The sequence below is a fragment of the Mesorhizobium sp. WSM4840 genome, assembly GCF_055811755.1.
This window is the reverse complement of sequence record NZ_JBVVQD010000010.1, coordinates 173,269-192,061: the sequence shown is the minus strand read 5'-3', so window position 1 is coordinate 192,061 and position 18,793 is coordinate 173,269. Positions and strand designations below refer to the sequence as shown.

The window sequence follows — 18,793 nt, the reverse complement described above, 5'->3', positions numbered from 1 at the left end:
CGGCATGAGCCCCTCGCTTGATTGGCGGCGGGCTGCCAGGCGGAAAATACCTGGTCTTGCGGTCGTACTCTTGCTGCTCGCTTGCCATTTTGCTTTCGATGGGCCGCTGTCGCGTCTGCGCGAGCGCACGTACGACCTCTACCAGTCCCTTGCCCCGCGCCAGGCGACTAGCAATCCGGTTGTAATTGTCTCGATAGACGACGCGAGCCTTAAGGCATATGGGCGATGGCCTTGGAATCGTGGCCTTTTGGCCGATCTGGTCGATGGTATCACCGAGTCTGGTGCCGCCGTGATCGGGCTTGCGCTGGTGCTGCCCGAGGCTGACACCTCTCCTGATGGCATCGCTGGAGACAAGCGCCTCGCCCGGGCACTGGCGAAACATCGAACCATGCTCGCCGTCAGCCTGGGCAATGAGGCAACGGTTTCAGAAGCAGAGCCCAAAGCCGGCTGGTCGATCGTAGGGCAAGTACCCGAGACGCTTCCTGGCTTCACCGGTCTGACGGGCTCGCTTGCGGATTTCTCGAGCGCCGCTGCAGGCCTTGGGGTAATTCGCACTTTGCCCGATCCCGACGGCGTATTGCGCCATGTGCCGCTGCTCTGGCTTCGAAATACGGATCAAGGCGTGCAGCTTTGGCCTTCTTTCGCAGTGGAACTCCTACGCCTCTACGCCGGAGAGAACAGCTTCGTAGCCCGAATGAATGCCGCCGGGTTTGACGCACTCAGGATGTCCGGCAGCATTGTGCCGCTCGAGCCGCAGGGTAGCATCCGCCTCTGGGAAACCGACACCAATACGCCGCGCATATCTGCCAGCAATGTCCTTTCGGGCCACGGCGATCCTCTGCTGCGGAATGCCATCGCGATTATTGACCTGTCGGCCGTGGGATTGACCCAGTATTTGCCCAGCCCGACGCGTCCGGCGCGACCAGGCGTCGACATCCACGCAGATGCAATCGGCCAGATGCTTGCCGGGCGCTATCTTGTAGAGCCTGTGCAAGCGCGAATGCTCGAGCGGCTCTGGTTTGTCCTCAGTGGCATCGTTTTCATCGGGCTTTCTGGAGTGCTCGCCGAGCGGGTCGTGCTTGGCGCATTCGCTCTGGCGCTCCTGGCAGCCACGCCCTTCGTGTTTGGCGCTCTCGAATACAGCCTGCAGGGTGTGCTCTACGATCCACTGCAGCCGGCGCTTGCGACGATCCTCGTAGCTGGCTTCGAAGGCTATGCCCTCTACAGGCGCAGCGAGCAGCGCCGGTCCACCCTGGCCCGGCAGTTTTCGCAATTTCTGTCGCCCTCCGTGGTGCAGCGCCTCGCAAATTCGGATACCGAAGCGATCCTGTCCGGAGAGAAGCGCGAGATCACAATCCTGCTGAGTGATATACGCGGCTTCACGACGATGAGCGAACAACTCGATGCCCAAGAAATCGGAAAGGTGGTCAACCACTTCCTCGGCCTTGCGACCGATGAGATACTCAAGCGCGATGGGACTATCGATAAGTTCATGGGCGATGCCGTGCTAGCTTTCTGGAACGCGCCGCTTGATCAGCCAGATCATCGCGAGCGCGCGCTCGAAGCGGGGCTCGCCCTGATCGAACGGGTGAAGCGCGAAAACGCCGCGTTCACCGCGCGCAGGCACCCCCCTATCGAAATCGGCGTCGCCATCGAGACTGGCATCTGCTCCGTAGGGAATTTCGGCTCCGAACGGCGCTTCGATTACACCGCGATCGGCTCGCCGGTGAACCGCGCGGCACGGCTCGAGTCAACGACCAAAAAGCTGAGCATCCCCCTGGTGCTTGGTCCCGGATTTGCCCAAGGAGCATCGATGCCGGTTGTCCAGGCGGGCGCCTTTGAACTCCAAGGCTTCAAGGGCGAGGTGCCGGTTTTCACCGTTCCGGAGATACACCCCTCGTCGCAATCTGGCGAGGTCGTGTGATGCTTGGCACCGGTTCAGCTCGCTAACCCATTGGCAGCCGGCGAGCGAAAGCCAAGGGCGGCGGAAATACGATGGGCTGTCTGGGCTACCTGCCGCCCAGTTCGCTTTTGCTGGTCGGTTTATGCCGATAAGCGGAGGCCCATGACTTCAGCACCAATCTGGACTCCTCGGGCGTCACCACGGGCGAAACCCTAACCGATGACAGCGCTGGCCGCGACGCAGAACCCGGATGCTGGTATGGGTATCGCTAGTTCGGGATGCTACTCCAATCCCGATCTCGATGCGAACTGGCTGTGGCTAAGCTGACGCTGGACGATGGCAAGCGCGAAAAGATGCTCTCGGAACTTAGCGAGATCGTCTTCAACGACGTCGCCCTGATTCCGATGCGAGGTCCTCATCGTGGCTGCCTGCCTGAAAGGACCTTCCAGTTCACGACGCGGGCCGACCAGTATACGCTAGCCATGAATGCCAAAACTGTCTGAGGAGGTGTAGAGTTGACGAACATCACCAGGGGGTCCGTTGCGGATCGCGGTCGCGCTACATACGATCTTGGCGCGACCGCCATCTTTGCTTCCAAATCAGACCCACGCTTCCATTATTGTCTGTATGTACCGCCCGCGGTTAGGGAAGGCGCCCAAGTCGACCTGCTGGTGGCCGTCCACGGCACTGGCCGCACCTCGTTCCTGGGTTTCCGCGACGCGTTCGCCGAGTTCGGACGCTGGAACGACTGCGCCATCTTGTGCCCGGTGTTTCCAATGGGCGTTCTCGGCGACGACGCCCGCAGCGGATACAAATACATGATCGAGGGCGACATCCGCTACGATCAGGTGCTGCTCGCCATAATAGAGGAAGTCGTGGCGAAATACCGTCAGGACTGGACCCGCTTCGCCATGTTCGGATTTTCCGGCGGCGGGCAATTCACCCACCGCTTCGCCATCCTCCATCCCGATAGGCTATGGGCGGCGTCGATCGGCGCGCCGGGCTCTGTGACCTTGCTCGATCCCGCGCGGGATTGGTGGGTGGGCATTCGCGACCTGCCGGAGAAGTTCGGCATCACCTTCGATGCCCCAGCGCTGGCAAAAGTGCCGGTCCAGATGATCGTTGGCGATGCCGACCTGGAGACCTGGGAAATCACGCATGTCCAGGGCAGCACCCATTGGATGCCGGGCGCCAACGATGCCGGACGGACGCGGCCGGAACGCCTCGGGACGTTGTGTCGATCTTTCGAGGAAGCGGGTGTGCGGGTGCGCTTTGATTTGCTGCCCGGGGTAGCCCACGAACGGGACGCGGTTCTCGATCCGGTCAAGGATTTCCTGGCCCAGGCGCTCAAGGAACGACGGAACGCATCAGGATGAATGCAATGGCCAGGCCCTGCACGATAAGCTTGTGCAAAGACAGGCTGCTGTGGGGCGCGGACCTCAATCGTATTTGGCCACAAAGCGTCCGACGGCGGCGAGGCAGTCGTCCTTCTCCTCGACATGCGGCATGTGGCTGGAATTCGGGAAGACCATGCCTTCGACGTCGGGAATATGATCGAGAAAGGGCTGGACGCAGGCCTCGGTCGCTTCGTCGTAAAATCCGCGGAACGCCAGGGTTGGCGCCTCGATCAGATGCAGGCGCTCGACGATGGTCCAGTTCCGCATGGTGCCGATCACGTGGAATTCATTGGGTCCGTTCATGGTATGATAAACCGTCGGATCCTCCTCGATTGCCGCGAATGTCCGGGCTACTTCCGGCGGCGTCGGAAGGACACGGCAGACGTGGCGGTCATAGAAGGCCTTGGTTGCCGCAACATAGTCCGGGTGACCGGTGGTTCCGGCTGCCTCGTGCCGGTCAAGCGCACTTTGCACATCGGCCGGCAGCCCGGCGCGCAATTGCAGCGCGCCTTCCACCCATAGCGCCATTGAGGCCAGCGAATTGGCCAGGATCAATGCCTTGAGCCCGGCGGGGCGTCGCACGGCATGTTCGGCCGAGAGTATGCCGCCCCAGGATTGGCCGAGCAGGGCGTAACGGTCGGCTACGCCAATGTGAGTGAGCAGCGCATCGAGTTCGCCCAGGAAGAAATCGACGGTCCAGAAGTCGCCGCCCTTGTCGGGGAGATGGGTCGATTTGCCGTTGCCGATCTGATCGTAGTGGATGACGGCCCGCCCGGTATCGGCCAACTCCTTGAATGAATCGACATAGTCATGGGTGCAACCCGGCCCGCCGTGAGCGACGACCAAAGGCAGCTTGCCCGAGTTGAGATCTCCGATTACGCGATACCAGGTGCGGTAATCCCGGTAGTCGCTAAATCCTTCGGTGGTCGCATGTGCCGTCACAGTTCCAAGCTCTGCGTCATGGCGCGGCAGGGACCAAAGTGACGGACCCTCCCAAGCCTTGTTTGCGGCCGAACGGTACTAAGCGGCCCGGCGCATTTACAGCTAGCACTATTTATAGGTTTGCCCTGTCGGGGGGCGGTGGCCGTCAGGTGGAGAGCCTCAATGCTCCGGCTCGAAACGGTCGCCTGGTTGCTTGCCATCATCCAGGCGGCGGACAAGGCGCGGGGTTCTCGTTCGGCGGACAAGTGGTTGCATGTGGCGCTTCAACGCCACCCGATAGCCGCTAGCTCCCGTCCGCTTAAGCGGGCGCGGCTGTGCCGAGAGCTGCGGCCAGGACATCAGCAAGGCCATGGCCGGCGCTGCCGTCCTCGTCAAGGCGCGGATTGTAGATGGTGACCTCGAGTCCGACCGCCTTTCCGCTCGCCAGGATGATCCGGAGCGCCGCCGACAGTTCGTCCCACGACAGCCCGCCCGGTACGCGGAAATCGACCGCCGGCATGATCGCATCGTCGAGACAATCGGCGTCGAGATGGATGAAAAAGCCGTCGAGTTCCGCCCGCGTCAGGTGGTCAACGGCCGCACGGGCGGCGGCTTCGACGCCCAGGCGGCGGACTGCGTGGAGATCGTAGGCCATGAGCTCCGCTGGCAAAGGCCGGCTGCCGAACTCGGCCTGGTCTTCGTGGTCGCGAAATGCGAAGGCGACAGCGTCCTCGGAGCGAACCAACGGGCGGCGGCCCTCCAGGTCGGTCAGCAGCGCCGGCCCGTAGCCGGTGACGAAGGCCAGGTCCATCGACGCGCCTTCGCTGTTGGGCTCGGCCTCGGGCTGGAAGAAGTCGGCGTGGCCGTCGATAAAGCACAGGCCGTAGGGACCGCGCCGGCGCAGCGCGAGCATCGGACCCAGCAAGATCGTACAGTCGCCGCCCAGCACCACCGGGAATTCGCCAGCGTCCAGCACCTCCTCCACGGCGTCGGCGAGCTTGGGCGACCACGCCGCGATCGCGTTGGCATTCAGCGTTAGGGTGGCAGGGTCGGGCTTCGGGTCTTTCGGCGGGACCGCCAGCCGCCCGGCATGGCGCGCATGGATGCGTTCGGCGAGGCCCAGTTCCAGCAGCCGACCAGGCAAGCGCTCCACGCCGTCGGTCGCCAGACCCAGTGCGGACGGCGCTTCAAGGATGGCATAGGGGCGGGTCGGCATCAGATGCTCCAGCTATCGCGAGTGAGAAGACCGGCGCAACGCCGGCGGCCTCCGCTAACTGAGCGCTGCGGGGCTGCCGGTTTGATGGCCCTATAAGCGACGCTTTTGCAGCCAAAAGACTCACTTCGCAGCCGGCGTAACCCTCGGTACCTGGGCGAAACCGGGGAAATTTCAAGCCGCCGCCCAAATTCCCTGTTGAAGTCTAGATCGCAAGTTTTCTGACCGATGGGAGACGGTTGTTACGGCATTCAGTTGCGCGGCTGGATCAATGGATTGCCGTAGCTCAAAAACGATCCAAAACGGGCGCTCCTCTCAAAGGCCTTCGTCCCAATACGGCGTGCGCCCTATGCATCGCGCAAGGTGGTCGACGAAGGCACGGACCTTCATCGACATGAGCCTGTTGCTGGGATAGACGGCATAAATCGTGCTGGCTGGAGGCTCCCAGGCATCCAGCACGCGTCGCAGCGCGCCAGTACGCAGCGGCTCCGCCACCGCCCATGTGGGCAGTAGGGCGACGCCGATGCCGTCAAGCGCCGCAACGCGCAGCATCTCCGAATTATTGCTGCGAAAGTTGCCGCCCACGGCCACCTGCACCTCGCCAATTTTGCCGGCAAGGCGCCATTCATCGCCCCAAGGCAAAAGGCTGGTGCAGAGGCAGTTGTGCTTGGCAAGATCGCCCGGCTCGTGCGGCACTCCATGCTTGGTGAGATAGGCGGGCGCAGCACAGGCGACGAGCCGGGATGGCGCGAGCTTGCGCACGACAAGCGGCGAATCCTGGAGCACGCCGATACGGATCGCCAGATCGAGCCCCTCATCGACCAGGCTCACATGCGCCGGGCTCAAGGCAATGTCGACGGAAAGCTCCGGATAGCGCCTCAGGAACTCCGGGACGGCCGGCGCCACATGCATCCAGCCGAAGCTGTCGGGCGCCGATATGCGAAGCGTGCCGCGCGGTTCGCGCTGCAGCGCGCTCGCCTCTTGTTCCGCCGCTTCAGCTTCGGCGAGAATCCGGGCGCAGTGGCGGTAGTAGGCTGCGCCCGCTTCGGTCATCGACAGCCGACGCGTGGTGCGGTTGAGGAGGCGAATGCCCAGGCGCTGTTCGAGCCGCTGCACATGGGCGCTGACGGCGGATTTGGAGAGTCCGAGCCGATGAGCCGCAGCCGAGAAACTGCCGCTGTCCACGACGCGAGCGAACGCCGCGATGCCATCGAGCGGGTCCATCATCGGATTGTCCTGAAATCCGGACGGCATGTCCATAGAATTCCGGCTAATCGACGGACGAGAACGGCCTATCTCTTGGTGAGCGACCCGAACCACGAAGGAGATCGACGATGGATGCCAAAGCAACAGCAGCCGAAGCGTTCGTTCGCGAGCCGGCGGCCGGCTCGACGCTCAACGTTCTGGGCATCACCCATATCTACAAAGCCACCGGCGCCGAGACCGCCGGGTCCTTCTCGCTTTGGGAGTCCGTGGTTCCGCCGGGCGCGGGAGTACCACCGCACACCCATGCCCGTGAGGATGAAGCCTTCTATGTGCTGAGCGGCGAACTCGTCATCGAATTCGAGGGCGACTCCGCGCCCCATCGCGTTGTGCCCGGCGGCTTCTTCTTCGGCGCACGCGGCCGGCGCCATGCCATCCGCAATTTCGGCGACAAGCCGGCCCGCGTGCTCGTCCTTTGCGCGCCGAGTTGCGGCCTTGATCAGATGTTTGCAGAATTGGATGCCGCGACCGCTGCCGGCATACCGGAAATGGGAAAGCTCGTGGCCATCGCCGCCAAATACGGAGTCACCATCGAGCCGCCGGCTGATCCGCCGCGCTGAGATCAAACTGTCGTCTGTCAGGCTGGAAACAGAAATGCGGCGGCGGGCTCGAAAAAAATCTGCTGTCTGCTCGAGGCGCTACCTTCCTGTGCTCCTGCCATGTCGGATGTCGGCCTGACGTCGATCTCCTGGCCGGCGGCCGTGCGCGCGATGACGCGCCGCCGCTCGCCGAAGAAGGCGGTGTCGATGAACTCGACCGCAAGCCCGGCAGTGGCCGGGCCGGGTTTCAGCCGAAACGCTTCCGGCCGCACCATCAGCCGGGTCTTCTGGCCATGGCTGAAGTCCTGATCGATCCTGACGCCAGAGACGACCGAGCCATCGGCCAGGCGGATCGTGGCGGAGCCGTTGACGGTTTCAAGATGCTCTGCCGGCAGGAAATTGGAATTTCCGATGAAGCTGGCCACGAATTCGCTCGCAGGTCTCAGATAGAGGTCCTCACCGGTGCCGATCTGCTCGATGCGTCCGTCCCGAAACAGCGCGATGCGATCCGAAAGATGCAGCGCCTCGTCCTGATCGTGGGTGACGTACAGGATCGTTACGCCGGTTTCGCGGTGGATGCGCCGTATCTCGGCCTGGATTTCCTCGCGCAGCTTCTTGTCGAGCGCCGAAAGCGGCTCGTCCATCAGAAGGATCGGCGGATCGTAGGCCAGCGCCCGGGCAAGCGCCACGCGCTGCTGCTGTCCGCCGGAAAGCGCGCCAGGATATCGGCCGCCGAAACTCTCCAGCCGCACCAGCGACAGCATCTCGGCGACTTTTCGTTTCACCTCGGCATCCGGCCGGCGGCGCACGCGCAACGGAAAGGCGACGTTCTCGGCGACGGTGAGATGCTGGAACAGCGTGTAGCGCTGGAACACCATGCCGATATTGCGTTTGTGCGACGGTACCGACAGCAGCGACCTGCCCTTGAGAAGAACGTTGCCGGATGTCGGCTGCTGAAAGCCGGCGACCGCGTAGAGCGTCGTCGACTTGCCGGAGCCGGAAGGGCCGAGAAAGGTCAGGAACTCGCCCTTGGGTATATCGATCGTGACATCGTGCACGGCGACGAAGCTGCCGAACGCCTTGCGCAGGTCGCGAATGGAGAGGAACGGTTCTATCATTTCGACAATTTCCGCCGAATGAGTGCGGTTACGATCATCAGGCTCAGCGTCAGGAGAACGAGAAGGCTGGATGCCGCTGCGATGACCGGGCTCAGATCCTGGCGCAGGCTGCCCCAGATCTTGACCGGTAAGGTCTGCAAGGTGGGACTGGCCATGAAGATCGCGACCACCACCTCGTCCCATGAGGCGAGAAAGGCGAAGATCGCCGCCGAGAGGATCCCGATCTTGATCGCCGGCAAGGTGACCCGGACCTTTGCCTCGAATGGGCTTGCGCCGCAGACGATCGCCGCATCCTCGATGGATTTGTCAAAACCTTCGAGTGCCGCGGTGATGGGTATGATGGCGAAGGGCAGTGCCAGGACTGTGTGGGCGATGACGAAACCTGCCGTGGTGCCGCCGAGCCCGATCCGCAGGAAGAATGCATAGATGGCGATGGCGAAGACGACGACCGGCAGCACCATTGGCGTCAGCAGCAGGCCGCGAAGCGTGTTGCGCCCGCGAAACTGTCCCCTGACCAGGGCGAAAGAAGCCAGGAGCCCGATGACGACGGCGAGAATCGCGGCCATAGTGGCAATGCGCGCGCTGGTCAGCGCCGCTTCGAGCCAGGCCGGATCGGCGAAGAGCTCCTCATACCATTTCAGCGTCCAGCCGGGCGGCGGAAAAGCTAGCCACCGCGATGATCCGAACGACAGCAGCACGATGAAAACCACCGGCAGCAGCAGAAACGCGGCAACCAGGCCGGTGAAACCCAGAAGTGCTGCGCGCAGCCAGCCCAGCCGGTCGTAGTCGAGCAGCATCTCAGATGCCTCCTGTCATGCGCTTGGCGCCGACGAGACGCAGTTGCAGCGCATAGAGCGCCATGGTGACCAAAAGCAGGATGAAAGCCGCCGCGCTTCCGAGCCCCCAGTTGAGCAAGGACTGGATCATCTGGCCGATCATTGCGGCGAGCATCATGTTGGAGGTGCCGCCGAGCAGGGTGGGCGTCACGAAATAGCCGAGCGACATGACGAAAACCATCAGGCCGCCTGCAGCGATTCCCGGAAGCGACAATGGCAGCAGAATGCGGCGGAAGGCGTCGAAGGGGCTCGCACCGCACAGAGCGGCGGCGCGCAGCGTCATCGGATCAATGGCGCGCAGGGTTCCGACCAGTGGCAGTATCATGAAGGGCAGCATGATGTAGACCATGCCGATGGTGACGCCGGTCAGGTTGTTGATCAGCGGCAGCGGCTCGCTGATCAGGCCAATATCCATCAGCGTCCGGTTGATGACGCCGGTGCGTTGAAGCAGCACCATCCAGGCATAGGTCCGGGTGAGCAGATTGGTCCACATCGACAGGATGATGATGCCGAAGACGATCGAGCCGAGGGCGGGCGGCATGATCGCCAGCATCCAGGCGACAGGAAACGCCACGATGACGGTGACGGCGGTAACGACGGTGGCCACCAGAAAGGTGTTGAAGAAGACCCGCGCATAGGTGCCGTCGCCAACCAGGATTGCGTAGTTCTGCAGGCCTGGTACGGGTTCGGTTACGCTTCGCAACAGCAACGCGACGACCGGCACCACGAAGAACAGGGTGATGAGGGTCAGCGCCGGCAGGGCGCCGCCGATGCCATCTGGCCTTCGGAGGATTGATGGTCGATGAAGCAAATTGCTCGACATGGCGATGACCCGGCAGCTCAGGCGGGACGCCTTGCAGCGTCCCGCCGGTTCATGGGTGAAGTCAGCGGCTATTTGGCCTGCCAGGCGTACCAACGCTCCGCGATCGCGTCGCGGTTTTCAGCCCAGTAGTTCATGTCGAGGTTGATCTGCCCGTCGACATAGGCGTCCGGCAACGACTTGACGACATCGGCCGGCATTTCGGCCTTGGCTGCCGTGTTGATGGGTGCGTAGCCGCTTGCTTCAGCAAACATTGCCTGGCTTTTCGCGCTTGTCGCTGTGGCTAGGAATTTCATCGCGCTCGCCTTGTTCTTCGAACCCTTGGGGATGACGAGTACGTCGGCGGCAGTCATGTTCTGTTTCCAGGATGCCCCGACATCGGCGCCGTCCTGCTGGAGGGCGAAGACTCGCCCGTTCCAGAGCTGCCCGAAGGCCGCCTCACCGGAGGCGATCAGCTGCTGCGACTGCGCGCCGCTGTCCCACCAGACGATTTCCGACTTGATCGTGTCGAGTTTCTTGAACGCCCGGTCGAGGTCGAGCGGATAGAGCTTGTCTGCCGGCACGCCGTCGGCCAGCAGCGCGATCTCGATGACGCCCGGTGCCGACCATTTGTAAAACGTGCGTTTGCCGGGAAATTTCGTCAGGTCGAACATGTCGGCCCAGCCGGTTGGCTCGCCCGACACCGCCCCTTTGTTCCAGGCAAGAACGAAGGAGTAGTAGAAGCTGCCGACCGCATGCTCGGTGGTGAAGCGAGGATCGAGATCGGCTTTCGGCACAACATTGAAATCGATCGGCTCCAGCAGGCCGTCCTTGGCCGCTTTGATGGCGAAATCCATTTCGACATCGACGACATCCCAGGCGACGCTGCCGCCTTCCACCATGGCCTTCAGCTTGCCGTAGTCCGTCGGGCCGTCCTGCAGGACCTTGATGCCGGAACTCGCTTCGAACGGAGCAGCCCAGGATTTGGTCTGCGCCTCCTGGGTGGTTCCGCCCCAGCTGGTGAACACCATTTCATCGGCATGCGCGGCAGTGGCTGCCAAGAGTCCGGCCAGGATGCCGGTCAAAATCAGTTTCATGTCATTCTCCTCTGTTGGTTGCTTGGTTTCTTGTTTTTTTATGAAATTGCGCGATTGACGCTGCCCTCATCGCATGACGAACGGGTCCGGGATTGGCTCGTCGGATATCCGTATCCAGACGGATTTCGAGCGCGTGTAATCGCGGATGGCATCAAGTCCGCCCTCACGGCCGAGCCCCGACTGACCATAGCCGCCGAACGGCACGAGCGGCGAAACCGCGCGGTATGTGTTGACCCAGACAACGCCGGCATGGATGTCGCGCGCCATGCGGTGCGCCCTGGCGAGATTGGTGGTGAACACGCCTGAGGCCAGGCCGAACGGCGTATCGTTGGCAAGCGCCAGTGCTTCGGCTTCCGTGTCGAAGGCGAGAACGCTGAGCACCGGACCGAACAATTCCTCCCGCACGCAGGGCAGCGCTGAATCCTCGGCATCGATGATGGTCGGTGCGTAGTAGAAGCCGTGCGGATGATCGTCGTCGGGCCTTTTTCCGCCGGTGACCAGCGTCCCGCCATTGGCGAGGCTCTCGGCAACGATCTTCTCGATCCATTCCCGCTGGCGTGGCGTTGCCAGCGGTCCCATTTCGGTGGCCGGATCCTGCGGATCACCAATTTTGATGGCCTCGGCCTTGTGCTTCAGCCTGTCCAGGAACTCGGCTTTTATCGAACGCTCGACTAGCAGCCGCGAGCCGGCGACGCAGCTTTGTCCAGACGCCGCAAAAATCCCGGCCACGACCGCGTTGGCCGCACTGTCCAGGTCTGCGTCGGCGAAAACGACAACGGGACTTTTCCCGCCCAGCTCCAGCGTCGTATAGGCGAGATTTTCCGCTGTGTTGCGGACGATAGCGCGAGCGGTCGAAGGTCCGCCGGTGAAGGCGACGCGTGAAACCAGCGGATGACTTGTCAGGCGCCGGCCGCAATCGTGCCCGAACCCGGTCAGTATGTTGACGCTTCCGGCGGGAAATCCGGCCTCGTGAACGAGTTCGGCGAAGGCCAGCAGCGGTGCTGGGCCGTCCTCCGAGGCTTTCAAGACGACCGTGCAGCCGGCGGCCAATGCCGGGCCGAGCTTGACCGCCGAAAGGAAGAGCTGCGAATTCCACGGCACGACGGCAGCGACGACGCCGATCGGCTCGCGCCTGATAGTGACGTCCATATCGGCCTTGTCGATGGGCAGATGCGAGCCTTCATGCTTGTCGGCAAGCCCGCCATAGTAGCGGTAATAGTCGCCGACATAGGCGATCTGGGCGCGGGTCTCGCGGATGATCTTGCCGGTGTCGCGCGTTTCCAGTTCGGCCAGGCGGCCGGCATTGGCGACGACCAGGTCACCGAGGCGCACCAGCAGGTTGCCTCGCGCCGTCGCCGTCAGCGATGCCCACGCGGCGGAGTGCAAAGTCCGGTGCGCCGCTTCGACGGCGCGGTCGACATCGGCTTCGGTTGCAGCGGGCATCGTCGCCCAGGGCGCTCCGGTGGACGGATCGATGCTTTCGAAGGTGGCCGTCGGCGTATCGAACGCTCCATCTATGAAGTTGCTGAAGGCCACAAGGGTCATTGCGGCCTCCCATGCCCGAAGGCCGACATCACCTTGTCGACAAACAGCTGCAGCGACTTCTTCTTGCGCTCGTGCGGTAGACCGCTGTCGATCCAGATCGAATATTGGTCGTAGCCGAGCGCCTCATATGCCTTTAGCCGGCTGATCACCTCTTCGGCCTCGCCGATGACCAGGTTCTGTCGGATCTTGTCCGGCGTGTATTGCGGCATGGCCGCGATCTCGTCGCCGGTGAGCGCTTCCAATATGCCTTGGCGAACAGGCTTCTTGTTCTGGAACCACGCGCCGAACTGGCAGTAGAACAGCGACAGGTCCTTCGTCAGCTGTTCCGCATCGGCGGCGTCTTCTGCAACGAATGTGTGCATCAGCAGCATGATCTCGGGGCGGGCCATGTCGGGATGCGCCGCGCACGCCGCGTTGAAGCGCTCCATCAGGCTGGTTACTTCATCATCGCCCGAGGCGAGCGGCGTCACCTGGACGTTGCAGCCGTTGGACACGGCGAAGTCGTGCGAGTTCGAATCGCGCGCCGCCACCCAGATCGGCGGGTGCGGTTTTTGCACCGGCTTGGGCGACGAGGTGGTCGAGGGAAACGACCAGAATTCGCCGGACATCTCGAAATCGCCTTCCCAGAGGCCCTTGATAGCGGGGATGATCTCGCGCATGCGCTGGCCCGCGCCCCAGGCGTCGAGCCCAGGGAACAGGCGCTGGTATTCATAGCTGTAGGCGCCGCGCGCGATGCCGATGTCGAGCCGGCCGCCCGTGACGACATCGGTCATTGCTGCCTCGCCGGCGAGCTTGATCGGATGCCAGAACGGCGCGATGACCGTTCCTGTGCCGAGCCGGATGCGCTTCGTCCTGGCGCCGAGATAGGCGATGTTGATGAACGGGTTTGGCGAGATGGTGAACTCCATGCCGTGGTGTTCGCCGATCCAGGCCGTCTCGAAGCCTGCCGCCTCGGCCATCAGGACCAGTTCCTCAAGCTCGGAGATGAGCTCGGCATGCGGCTTTGCCGGGTCCGAGCGTTCCATATGGACGAAGAGCGAGAACTTCATATCTGTTGACCCGGATTAGAAGTGTTCATGGATACCGGCTCGGCGAGCGGACGGACTTCACCTTCGACCTCGTTGCCGACATAGACTCCAAAAGCATCCTCCCGACATTCGCGAACATAGCGGGCGAGCATCGAGCGCACAGCAGCGTCGGCGATGTTCAGCCCGGCAATCCTGTCGATGTCGACGAGCCGGACCTGGCCATCGCTGGAGTGGGGCGCGTCCACCGTGCCGCGGTAGTAGACATGTGTTCGCGATGGGTTTGCGGCGTCGTCCCAGACCGCAAACAGGAATCCGAGATGGGCGTCGACAGCTTTCGCAGCGAGGCATCCCCTAAGGCTTCGCGTGTCGCCGGGCGTTCCGAGCCCTCGGCCCGCCGGCAGTTCGAAAAAGCCGTCGGCGGTTTCGAAGAACAGCACGCGGCCTTCATCTTCGAGGATGGCGCCGACTTCCATGTCCGGAGGCGCGGCCGCCAGCGCTTCCTGGCTGAGACCGGGCGAGACATACGCCCCACGGCAATAGCCGAGGGGCTGCGATGAATTGTGGGAGAATTCGCGAACGCGGCCGATGAGGATCGAATGGTCGCCGGCGTCGACCAGCTGCTCCATGTCACAGTCGAACGTAGCCGCCGATCCAGCGAGCAGCGGACTGCCGGTCGGGCCGAAGCGCCACTCGACAGCCGAGAACTTGTCCTGCGATTTCGAAGCGAAGACGCCGGATGCGGCTCGCTGTTCCTCCGAGAGCACGTTGACGGCAAAGCACTTCGAGGTCGAAAACACCGGATGGCCCAGCGCTTTCTTGGCGATGCAGACCAGAACAAGCGGCGGATCGAGCGAAACGGATGTAAACGAATTGGCGGTGAAGCCTCGAGGCTCTCCTTCCGGCCCGATCGCGGTGACGATGGTAACGCCGGTCAGGAAGGAACCGAGCGCCCGCCTGAATTCGCCCGCGTCGAAGGCTGTGTCCATCGCCGGTCGCGCCGATGCGCTTGCGCCGTCGTTGCTCTCGAGAAAATCGACAATGCGCCGTGTGACCACGTCAGGCGAGGCAACGGCCATCATATGTCGTTCGCCCTCCAGAACGACGCAGCGACCGCGCGGCGCGAGGCGCGCCATCGCCGCCGACATCGCAGGCGAGGAATTCCTGTCCTGCGAGCCGGTCATGAACAGGGCCGGCATCGCGAGACCGGGAAGACGATCGCCATGCGCCGCATCGGCATGGGCGAAAAGTCGATATGTGCGCGCATAGCCTTCGCAGTTGACGCTTTGCAGTGCCGCGCGCGTTGTCCTTGCGGCCTCGGCCAGGCTGTCGGGGACGGGGTTGCCGAACCAGCGCGCGATCGTTGCGTCCGTCCCCGACGGGTTTTCCGCGCCGTTCAATTCGGCGGCGCGTTCGCGCACCGCCTGCGCAAGGTCCGCCGGGCGGCGAAAGACCGCGTTGAGCGACACCATGCGGCGGACCCGTTCGGGTGCGTTGAGAGCGATTTCCTGCCCGACCAGCGCCCCCATTGAATGGCCAACGATCGAGACGGTATCCAGGCCAAGGTGATCTAGAAGCCGGATTGCCTGTCCGGCATAGTCGGCGAGGCTGGCGGCCTCGGGCGGCAACGGCGACTGGCCGTGTCCCAGGATGTCGATCGCGATGACATCCCATCTGTTTTTCATCAGCTCGATCTGGGGTGCCCAGATCGCCGCGTTCATGCCGACGCCGTGGATGAGGAGGACCGGCGCGCCGGATCCGGCACGGATGAAGCCGGTGCCGTCAGGCGCCGTTCCGCGATGCCAGCCACGGTCCGCCAGATCAGCCATGCAGGTCGCCGACCTCCTTGAGATCCTGGTAGCGGTCGCCGATGCGATGATGCGGTCGCCCGCCGATCGAGGCGCCGAGCGCCACCACCAATTCGTCCGGCGCCGGCGCGTCGCCGATCTGGAAATGCACAGTCAGGTAGTGCGAACGTCGGCCTTCGTCGTTCTTGTCCATGAGCGGGATCATGATCGGCGTGTTCGGCCCGCCGCGCAGATTGGTGAAGGCAAGATAGGTCTTGGCGCCGACGGCACGCCGATAGTGGTTGCCGAAATGCAGCGTATGGATGAGCGCCGAGGCATGCTCGATCTCGCCTGATGTGCCGCAGATTGCGGCCTTGCCGTAGCCTTCGATCGCTTCGCCGGATCCCGCGACCGCGAGGATTTCACGGGTCAGCATCTCTCCCAAAACCGGCGCATAGGTGCGGATCTCGGGAGAAAGGTCCTCAGTGAAACCGCGCCCGGCCCAGGGATTGTCGAGCACTGCCGCCACGCCGATCAGGCGCAGCGGCCGCGGGGCTGCCTTGCCGCCTTCAATCAGCGTGTTCTCGACATAGGTGACGATCTTTCGGATGGCCGGCTTCATCGAATCCTCTGTGGTCGATCGGGCTGAGACATCCGGAAAAGTTCCTTTTGCCTCGACAATCTTATGGTATACCATACTATTGAAGACCAAATCCCTTGTCAACGGATCGTCGAATCTGTTTGTTTGCGGGTGCTGGGAGTAGATGAATTGGCCGACGACACACTGAGGATCGAACGATCCACCAAGACGCTGAGAACGCTGGCGCTGGAGCGCATGCGCGACGCGATCATGGGGTTTCACTTCCAGCCCGGCGAACGGTTGGTCGAGCGGCCGCTTTGCGACCAGCTCGGCGTCAGTCGCTCGGTGGTGCGCGAAGTTCTGCGGCAGTTGGAGACTGAAGGCCTGGTGCAGATGATACCGGGCCACGGACCCGCCGTGGCCCGGCCGGATCTCAGCCGCACCGATGAGATTTATGAACTGCGCGCTCTGATGGAGGGCATCGCGGCGCGCGCCTGCGCGCTGACCGCGACGGAAGACCAGATCGCTGCGCTTGAGCGCGCATTCGATGTGCTGCTCACGGCGTGGGCCTCAGCCAATCCGATCGAGGTGATGCGGGCGACGACAAAATTCTATGAAGTGCTTTTCGATGCCGCCGACAAGCGCATCGCCTGGGAGATCGTCCAGGGTCTGAACGTCCGCATCAACCAGCTGCGTTCCATGACCATCGCTTCGGTGGACCGCCGCGATGCCGCAATTGCCGAAATGACCGACATCATGAACGCCATCAAGTCGCGCAACGGCGATGAAGCCGAAGCGGCGGCCCGGCGACATGTGGAGCAGGCCTGGCGAATTGCGCAACAGACCCTTCGCAACAGCTGAAGCAGAAACTTCACATTACGGAATCGCCCGTCGCCCTCGCACTGACCCACTGCAGGCAACTCCAACGCGCATCCAACCGATGATATAGCAGCAATGGCGTTGTTTCTGACTGCTGACGATAGCGCACTCTGGGTTTGCTGGTGTGGATGCTATTTCGAGCGTATTCTCTTCCTTAGGGAACAAGCCAGGTCGACCTCGATTGGGCCGCTTGCGCTCGGCCGCCCGCTCGGGAGGAGCCTCTGATTGCGATGGCGCGCTTTGCTCACCTTGCCCTTCTCGCCGTCGCCTTGGCATTGCCTGGAATTGCACTGGCCGGGGAGCCCTTCGTCCCGAGCTGGATCAAGAACGATCCCGCAGCCAAGACAGTGGCCATGGAGATTGTTGCCGATTGGAATCAAGTCGAGCGGTTCCGCAGGGACAACATCCGGACCGACATTATCGACTTCAACGGTTACTGGGGCGGCAATCTCACCATCGTCGTGCCAGCGGAATGGTCGGTAAAGATCGAGTTCATCAATGGCTCCTCGTCTTTCCGGCACAGCCTGATGCTGACCAGGGTCTACGCTCAGTCAGAGATGCCAGTGAAGTTGACGGCCGAGGATGCGATCTGGGGGGTGTACACCGAACCGCCAGAGGGAATTAAGATCAATGAGAGGAGGCAACTCAATTTTGTTGCGCAGCAGGCCGGGAGCTATTTCCTCGCCTGCGGGAGGCAAACGCATCTAATGGACGGACATTGGATCGGTTTCGAGGTGAGAGACAGCATCGAGCAGGCCGTGGCAATCATAGACGAAAACAAATTTCCGCAGGAGCAGCCCCCAGGACGGCCTTAGGGGCTACGCGAGCAAGCCCGCGCCATGGCTTGGTCGTGGAGATCAATGCAAACCAGGGCGGCTTACCGGAAATTCGAAAGTCTGGCGTGCCCGAGCAGCTGCCTTTGCTCGCCAAGCCACCAGCGGGCAATGCTTTCGTCACTATTTCAGCTGCCCTATGCCCCACAAGGGCAATTCTGTACGGCTTGGTCGTTCTGGGCGCTGTCATGGCGCTGCGCGAACGGCGGCTGCAATGAGGAAGGACAGGGACGATGAGCGTCAAGATTATGAGTAAAGGGGCGCCGACATCGGCGGACGATTTTCTGACCGGGCTGAAGGGGCAGCGCGTGCTGGTGACGGCCGATGCCGGCGGCATCGGCTTGGCCATTGCCGACACGCTGTCGCGGCTCGGCGCGCGCATCGTCGTCTGCGACGTCTCCGACGAGGCGCTGACTGCTGCTCCGGACAAGATCGCCCTCGTCGCCGCGGTCAAGGCCGATGTCTCGCGCGAAGACGACGTCGACCGGCTGTTCGAGACGGTTAAGGAAAAGCTCGGCGGGCTCGACGCGCTGATCAACAATGCCGGCATCGCCGGGCCGACCGGCGGCGTCGATGAAATCGATCCGGCGGACTGGCAGCGCTGCATCGACATCTGCCTGACCGGCCAGTTCCTCTGCGCCCGGCGTGCCGTGCCGCTGATCAAGGCGACGGGCGGCGGCTCGATCGTCTCGATGTCGCCCGCCGCCGGCCGCCACGGCTACGCTTTCCGCACCCCCTATTCGGCCGCCAAGTTCGGCGTCATCGGTTTCACGCAGAGCCTCGCCAAGGAACTCGGGCCGCACGGCATAAGGGTCAACGCTATCCTGCCCGGCATCATCGAAGGACCACGCATCGACAAGGTCATCGCCGACCGGGCCAAGCAGCTCGGTGTGTCGAATGAGGAGATGACGGAGCGCTATCTCCAGAACATCTCGCTGCGCCGCATGACCAGCCCCTATGACATCGCCGCGATGATCGCCTTCCTGTTGTCCGATGCGGCGATCAACATCTCCGGCCAGTCGCTCGGCGTCGACGGCAACGTCGAAACCCTTTGAGGA

General features: G+C 62.8%; 19 protein-coding genes. 8 read left to right on the top strand and 11 right to left on the bottom strand.

Going from position 1 to position 18,793, the window contains the following annotated elements; translation table 11 throughout:
- Nucleotides 1-4 precede the first annotated feature (4 nt).
- From AC0L3I_RS16070 to AC0L3I_RS16060, 3 genes are all read left to right on the top strand, one after another.
- Nucleotides 5-1,924 (top strand): CHASE2 domain-containing protein, encoded by a 1,920-nt coding sequence (locus AC0L3I_RS16070; protein WP_473527512.1) that lies wholly within the window; start codon nt 5-7, stop codon nt 1,922-1,924.
- Nucleotides 1,925-2,217: 293 nt separating this feature from the next.
- Nucleotides 2,218-2,406, top strand: coding sequence for a hypothetical protein (locus AC0L3I_RS16065; RefSeq protein ID WP_473486170.1), 189 nt, complete (start codon nt 2,218-2,220; stop codon nt 2,404-2,406).
- A gap of 12 nt (nt 2,407-2,418) precedes the next feature.
- On the top strand, nt 2,419-3,279 hold the full coding sequence (locus AC0L3I_RS16060; protein ID WP_473486169.1) for an alpha/beta hydrolase: 861 nt from the start codon (nt 2,419-2,421) through the stop codon (nt 3,277-3,279).
- A gap of 63 nt (nt 3,280-3,342) precedes the next feature.
- Here the strand turns inward: AC0L3I_RS16060 and AC0L3I_RS16055 are convergent, their stop codons facing one another.
- The 3 genes from AC0L3I_RS16055 to AC0L3I_RS16045 form a co-directional block, all read right to left on the bottom strand.
- Nucleotides 3,343-4,242 carry a proline iminopeptidase-family hydrolase gene (locus AC0L3I_RS16055; RefSeq protein ID WP_473486168.1) on the bottom strand — a complete coding sequence of 300 codons (900 nt, stop codon included), beginning with the start codon at nt 4,240-4,242 and terminating at the stop codon, nt 3,343-3,345.
- Between the two features lie 298 nt (nt 4,243-4,540).
- Nucleotides 4,541-5,437 (bottom strand): arginase family protein, encoded by an 897-nt coding sequence (locus tag AC0L3I_RS16050; protein WP_473527511.1) that lies wholly within the window; start codon nt 5,435-5,437, stop codon nt 4,541-4,543.
- Between the two features lie 312 nt (nt 5,438-5,749).
- Complete coding sequence (locus AC0L3I_RS16045; RefSeq protein WP_473527510.1) at nt 5,750-6,688, bottom strand: LysR family transcriptional regulator; 939 nt, start codon at nt 6,686-6,688, stop codon at nt 5,750-5,752.
- Between the two features lie 80 nt (nt 6,689-6,768).
- On the opposite strand from AC0L3I_RS16045, the gene AC0L3I_RS16040 reads away from it, so the two are divergent.
- Complete coding sequence (locus AC0L3I_RS16040) at nt 6,769-7,257, top strand: cupin domain-containing protein (RefSeq protein ID WP_473527509.1); 489 nt, start codon at nt 6,769-6,771, stop codon at nt 7,255-7,257.
- Nucleotides 7,258-7,274: 17 nt separating this feature from the next.
- On the opposite strand, the gene AC0L3I_RS16035 is transcribed toward AC0L3I_RS16040, so the two are convergent.
- From AC0L3I_RS16035 to AC0L3I_RS16000, 8 genes are all read right to left on the bottom strand, one after another.
- Nucleotides 7,275-8,354, bottom strand: a complete 1,080-nt coding sequence (locus AC0L3I_RS16035) for an ABC transporter ATP-binding protein (RefSeq protein ID WP_473527508.1) — start codon at nt 8,352-8,354, stop codon at nt 7,275-7,277.
- On the bottom strand, nt 8,351-9,151 hold the full coding sequence (locus tag AC0L3I_RS16030) for an ABC transporter permease (protein WP_473527507.1): 801 nt from the start codon (nt 9,149-9,151) through the stop codon (nt 8,351-8,353). Before AC0L3I_RS16030 ends, AC0L3I_RS16035 begins: the two co-directional genes overlap by 4 nt.
- A 1-nt stretch (nt 9,152) precedes the next feature.
- Nucleotides 9,153-10,013, bottom strand: a complete 861-nt coding sequence (locus AC0L3I_RS16025) for an ABC transporter permease (protein ID WP_473527506.1) — start codon at nt 10,011-10,013, stop codon at nt 9,153-9,155.
- 68 nt (nt 10,014-10,081) lie between these two features.
- Nucleotides 10,082-11,086, bottom strand: coding sequence for an ABC transporter substrate-binding protein (locus AC0L3I_RS16020; protein WP_473527505.1), 1,005 nt, complete (start codon nt 11,084-11,086; stop codon nt 10,082-10,084).
- A gap of 66 nt (nt 11,087-11,152) precedes the next feature.
- Nucleotides 11,153-12,631, bottom strand: coding sequence for an aldehyde dehydrogenase (locus AC0L3I_RS16015; RefSeq protein ID WP_473527504.1), 1,479 nt, complete (start codon nt 12,629-12,631; stop codon nt 11,153-11,155).
- Nucleotides 12,628-13,680, bottom strand: a complete 1,053-nt coding sequence (locus tag AC0L3I_RS16010) for an LLM class flavin-dependent oxidoreductase (RefSeq protein ID WP_473527503.1) — start codon at nt 13,678-13,680, stop codon at nt 12,628-12,630. Before AC0L3I_RS16010 ends, AC0L3I_RS16015 begins: the two co-directional genes overlap by 4 nt.
- Nucleotides 13,677-15,485, bottom strand: coding sequence for an alpha/beta fold hydrolase (locus tag AC0L3I_RS16005; RefSeq protein ID WP_473527502.1), 1,809 nt, complete (start codon nt 15,483-15,485; stop codon nt 13,677-13,679). Before AC0L3I_RS16005 ends, AC0L3I_RS16010 begins: the two co-directional genes overlap by 4 nt.
- A complete protein-coding gene (locus tag AC0L3I_RS16000; RefSeq protein ID WP_473486156.1) occupies nt 15,478-16,065 on the bottom strand; it encodes an amino acid synthesis family protein in 588 nt (195 codons plus the stop codon). The genes AC0L3I_RS16005 and AC0L3I_RS16000 overlap by 8 nt, the downstream gene beginning before the upstream one ends.
- A 147-nt stretch (nt 16,066-16,212) precedes the next feature.
- On the opposite strand from AC0L3I_RS16000, the gene AC0L3I_RS15995 reads away from it, so the two are divergent.
- The 4 genes from AC0L3I_RS15995 to AC0L3I_RS15980 all read left to right on the top strand — a co-directional run bounded on the left by AC0L3I_RS15995 (nt 16,213) and on the right by AC0L3I_RS15980 (nt 18,790).
- Entirely contained in the window at nt 16,213-16,884 is a 672-nt protein-coding gene (locus tag AC0L3I_RS15995) for a GntR family transcriptional regulator (protein WP_292074459.1), read from the top strand.
- Between the two features lie 248 nt (nt 16,885-17,132).
- Nucleotides 17,133-17,717: a sulfocyanin-like copper-binding protein gene (locus AC0L3I_RS15990; RefSeq protein WP_473527501.1), complete on the top strand. Its 585-nt coding sequence runs from the start codon at nt 17,133-17,135 to the stop codon at nt 17,715-17,717.
- Between the two features lie 35 nt (nt 17,718-17,752).
- On the top strand, nt 17,753-17,953 hold the full coding sequence (locus tag AC0L3I_RS15985) for a hypothetical protein (RefSeq protein WP_473527500.1): 201 nt from the start codon (nt 17,753-17,755) through the stop codon (nt 17,951-17,953).
- 30 nt (nt 17,954-17,983) lie between these two features.
- A complete protein-coding gene (locus AC0L3I_RS15980) occupies nt 17,984-18,790 on the top strand; it encodes an SDR family oxidoreductase (RefSeq protein WP_473527533.1) in 807 nt (268 codons plus the stop codon).
- The last annotated feature ends 3 nt before the right edge of the window (nt 18,791-18,793 follow it).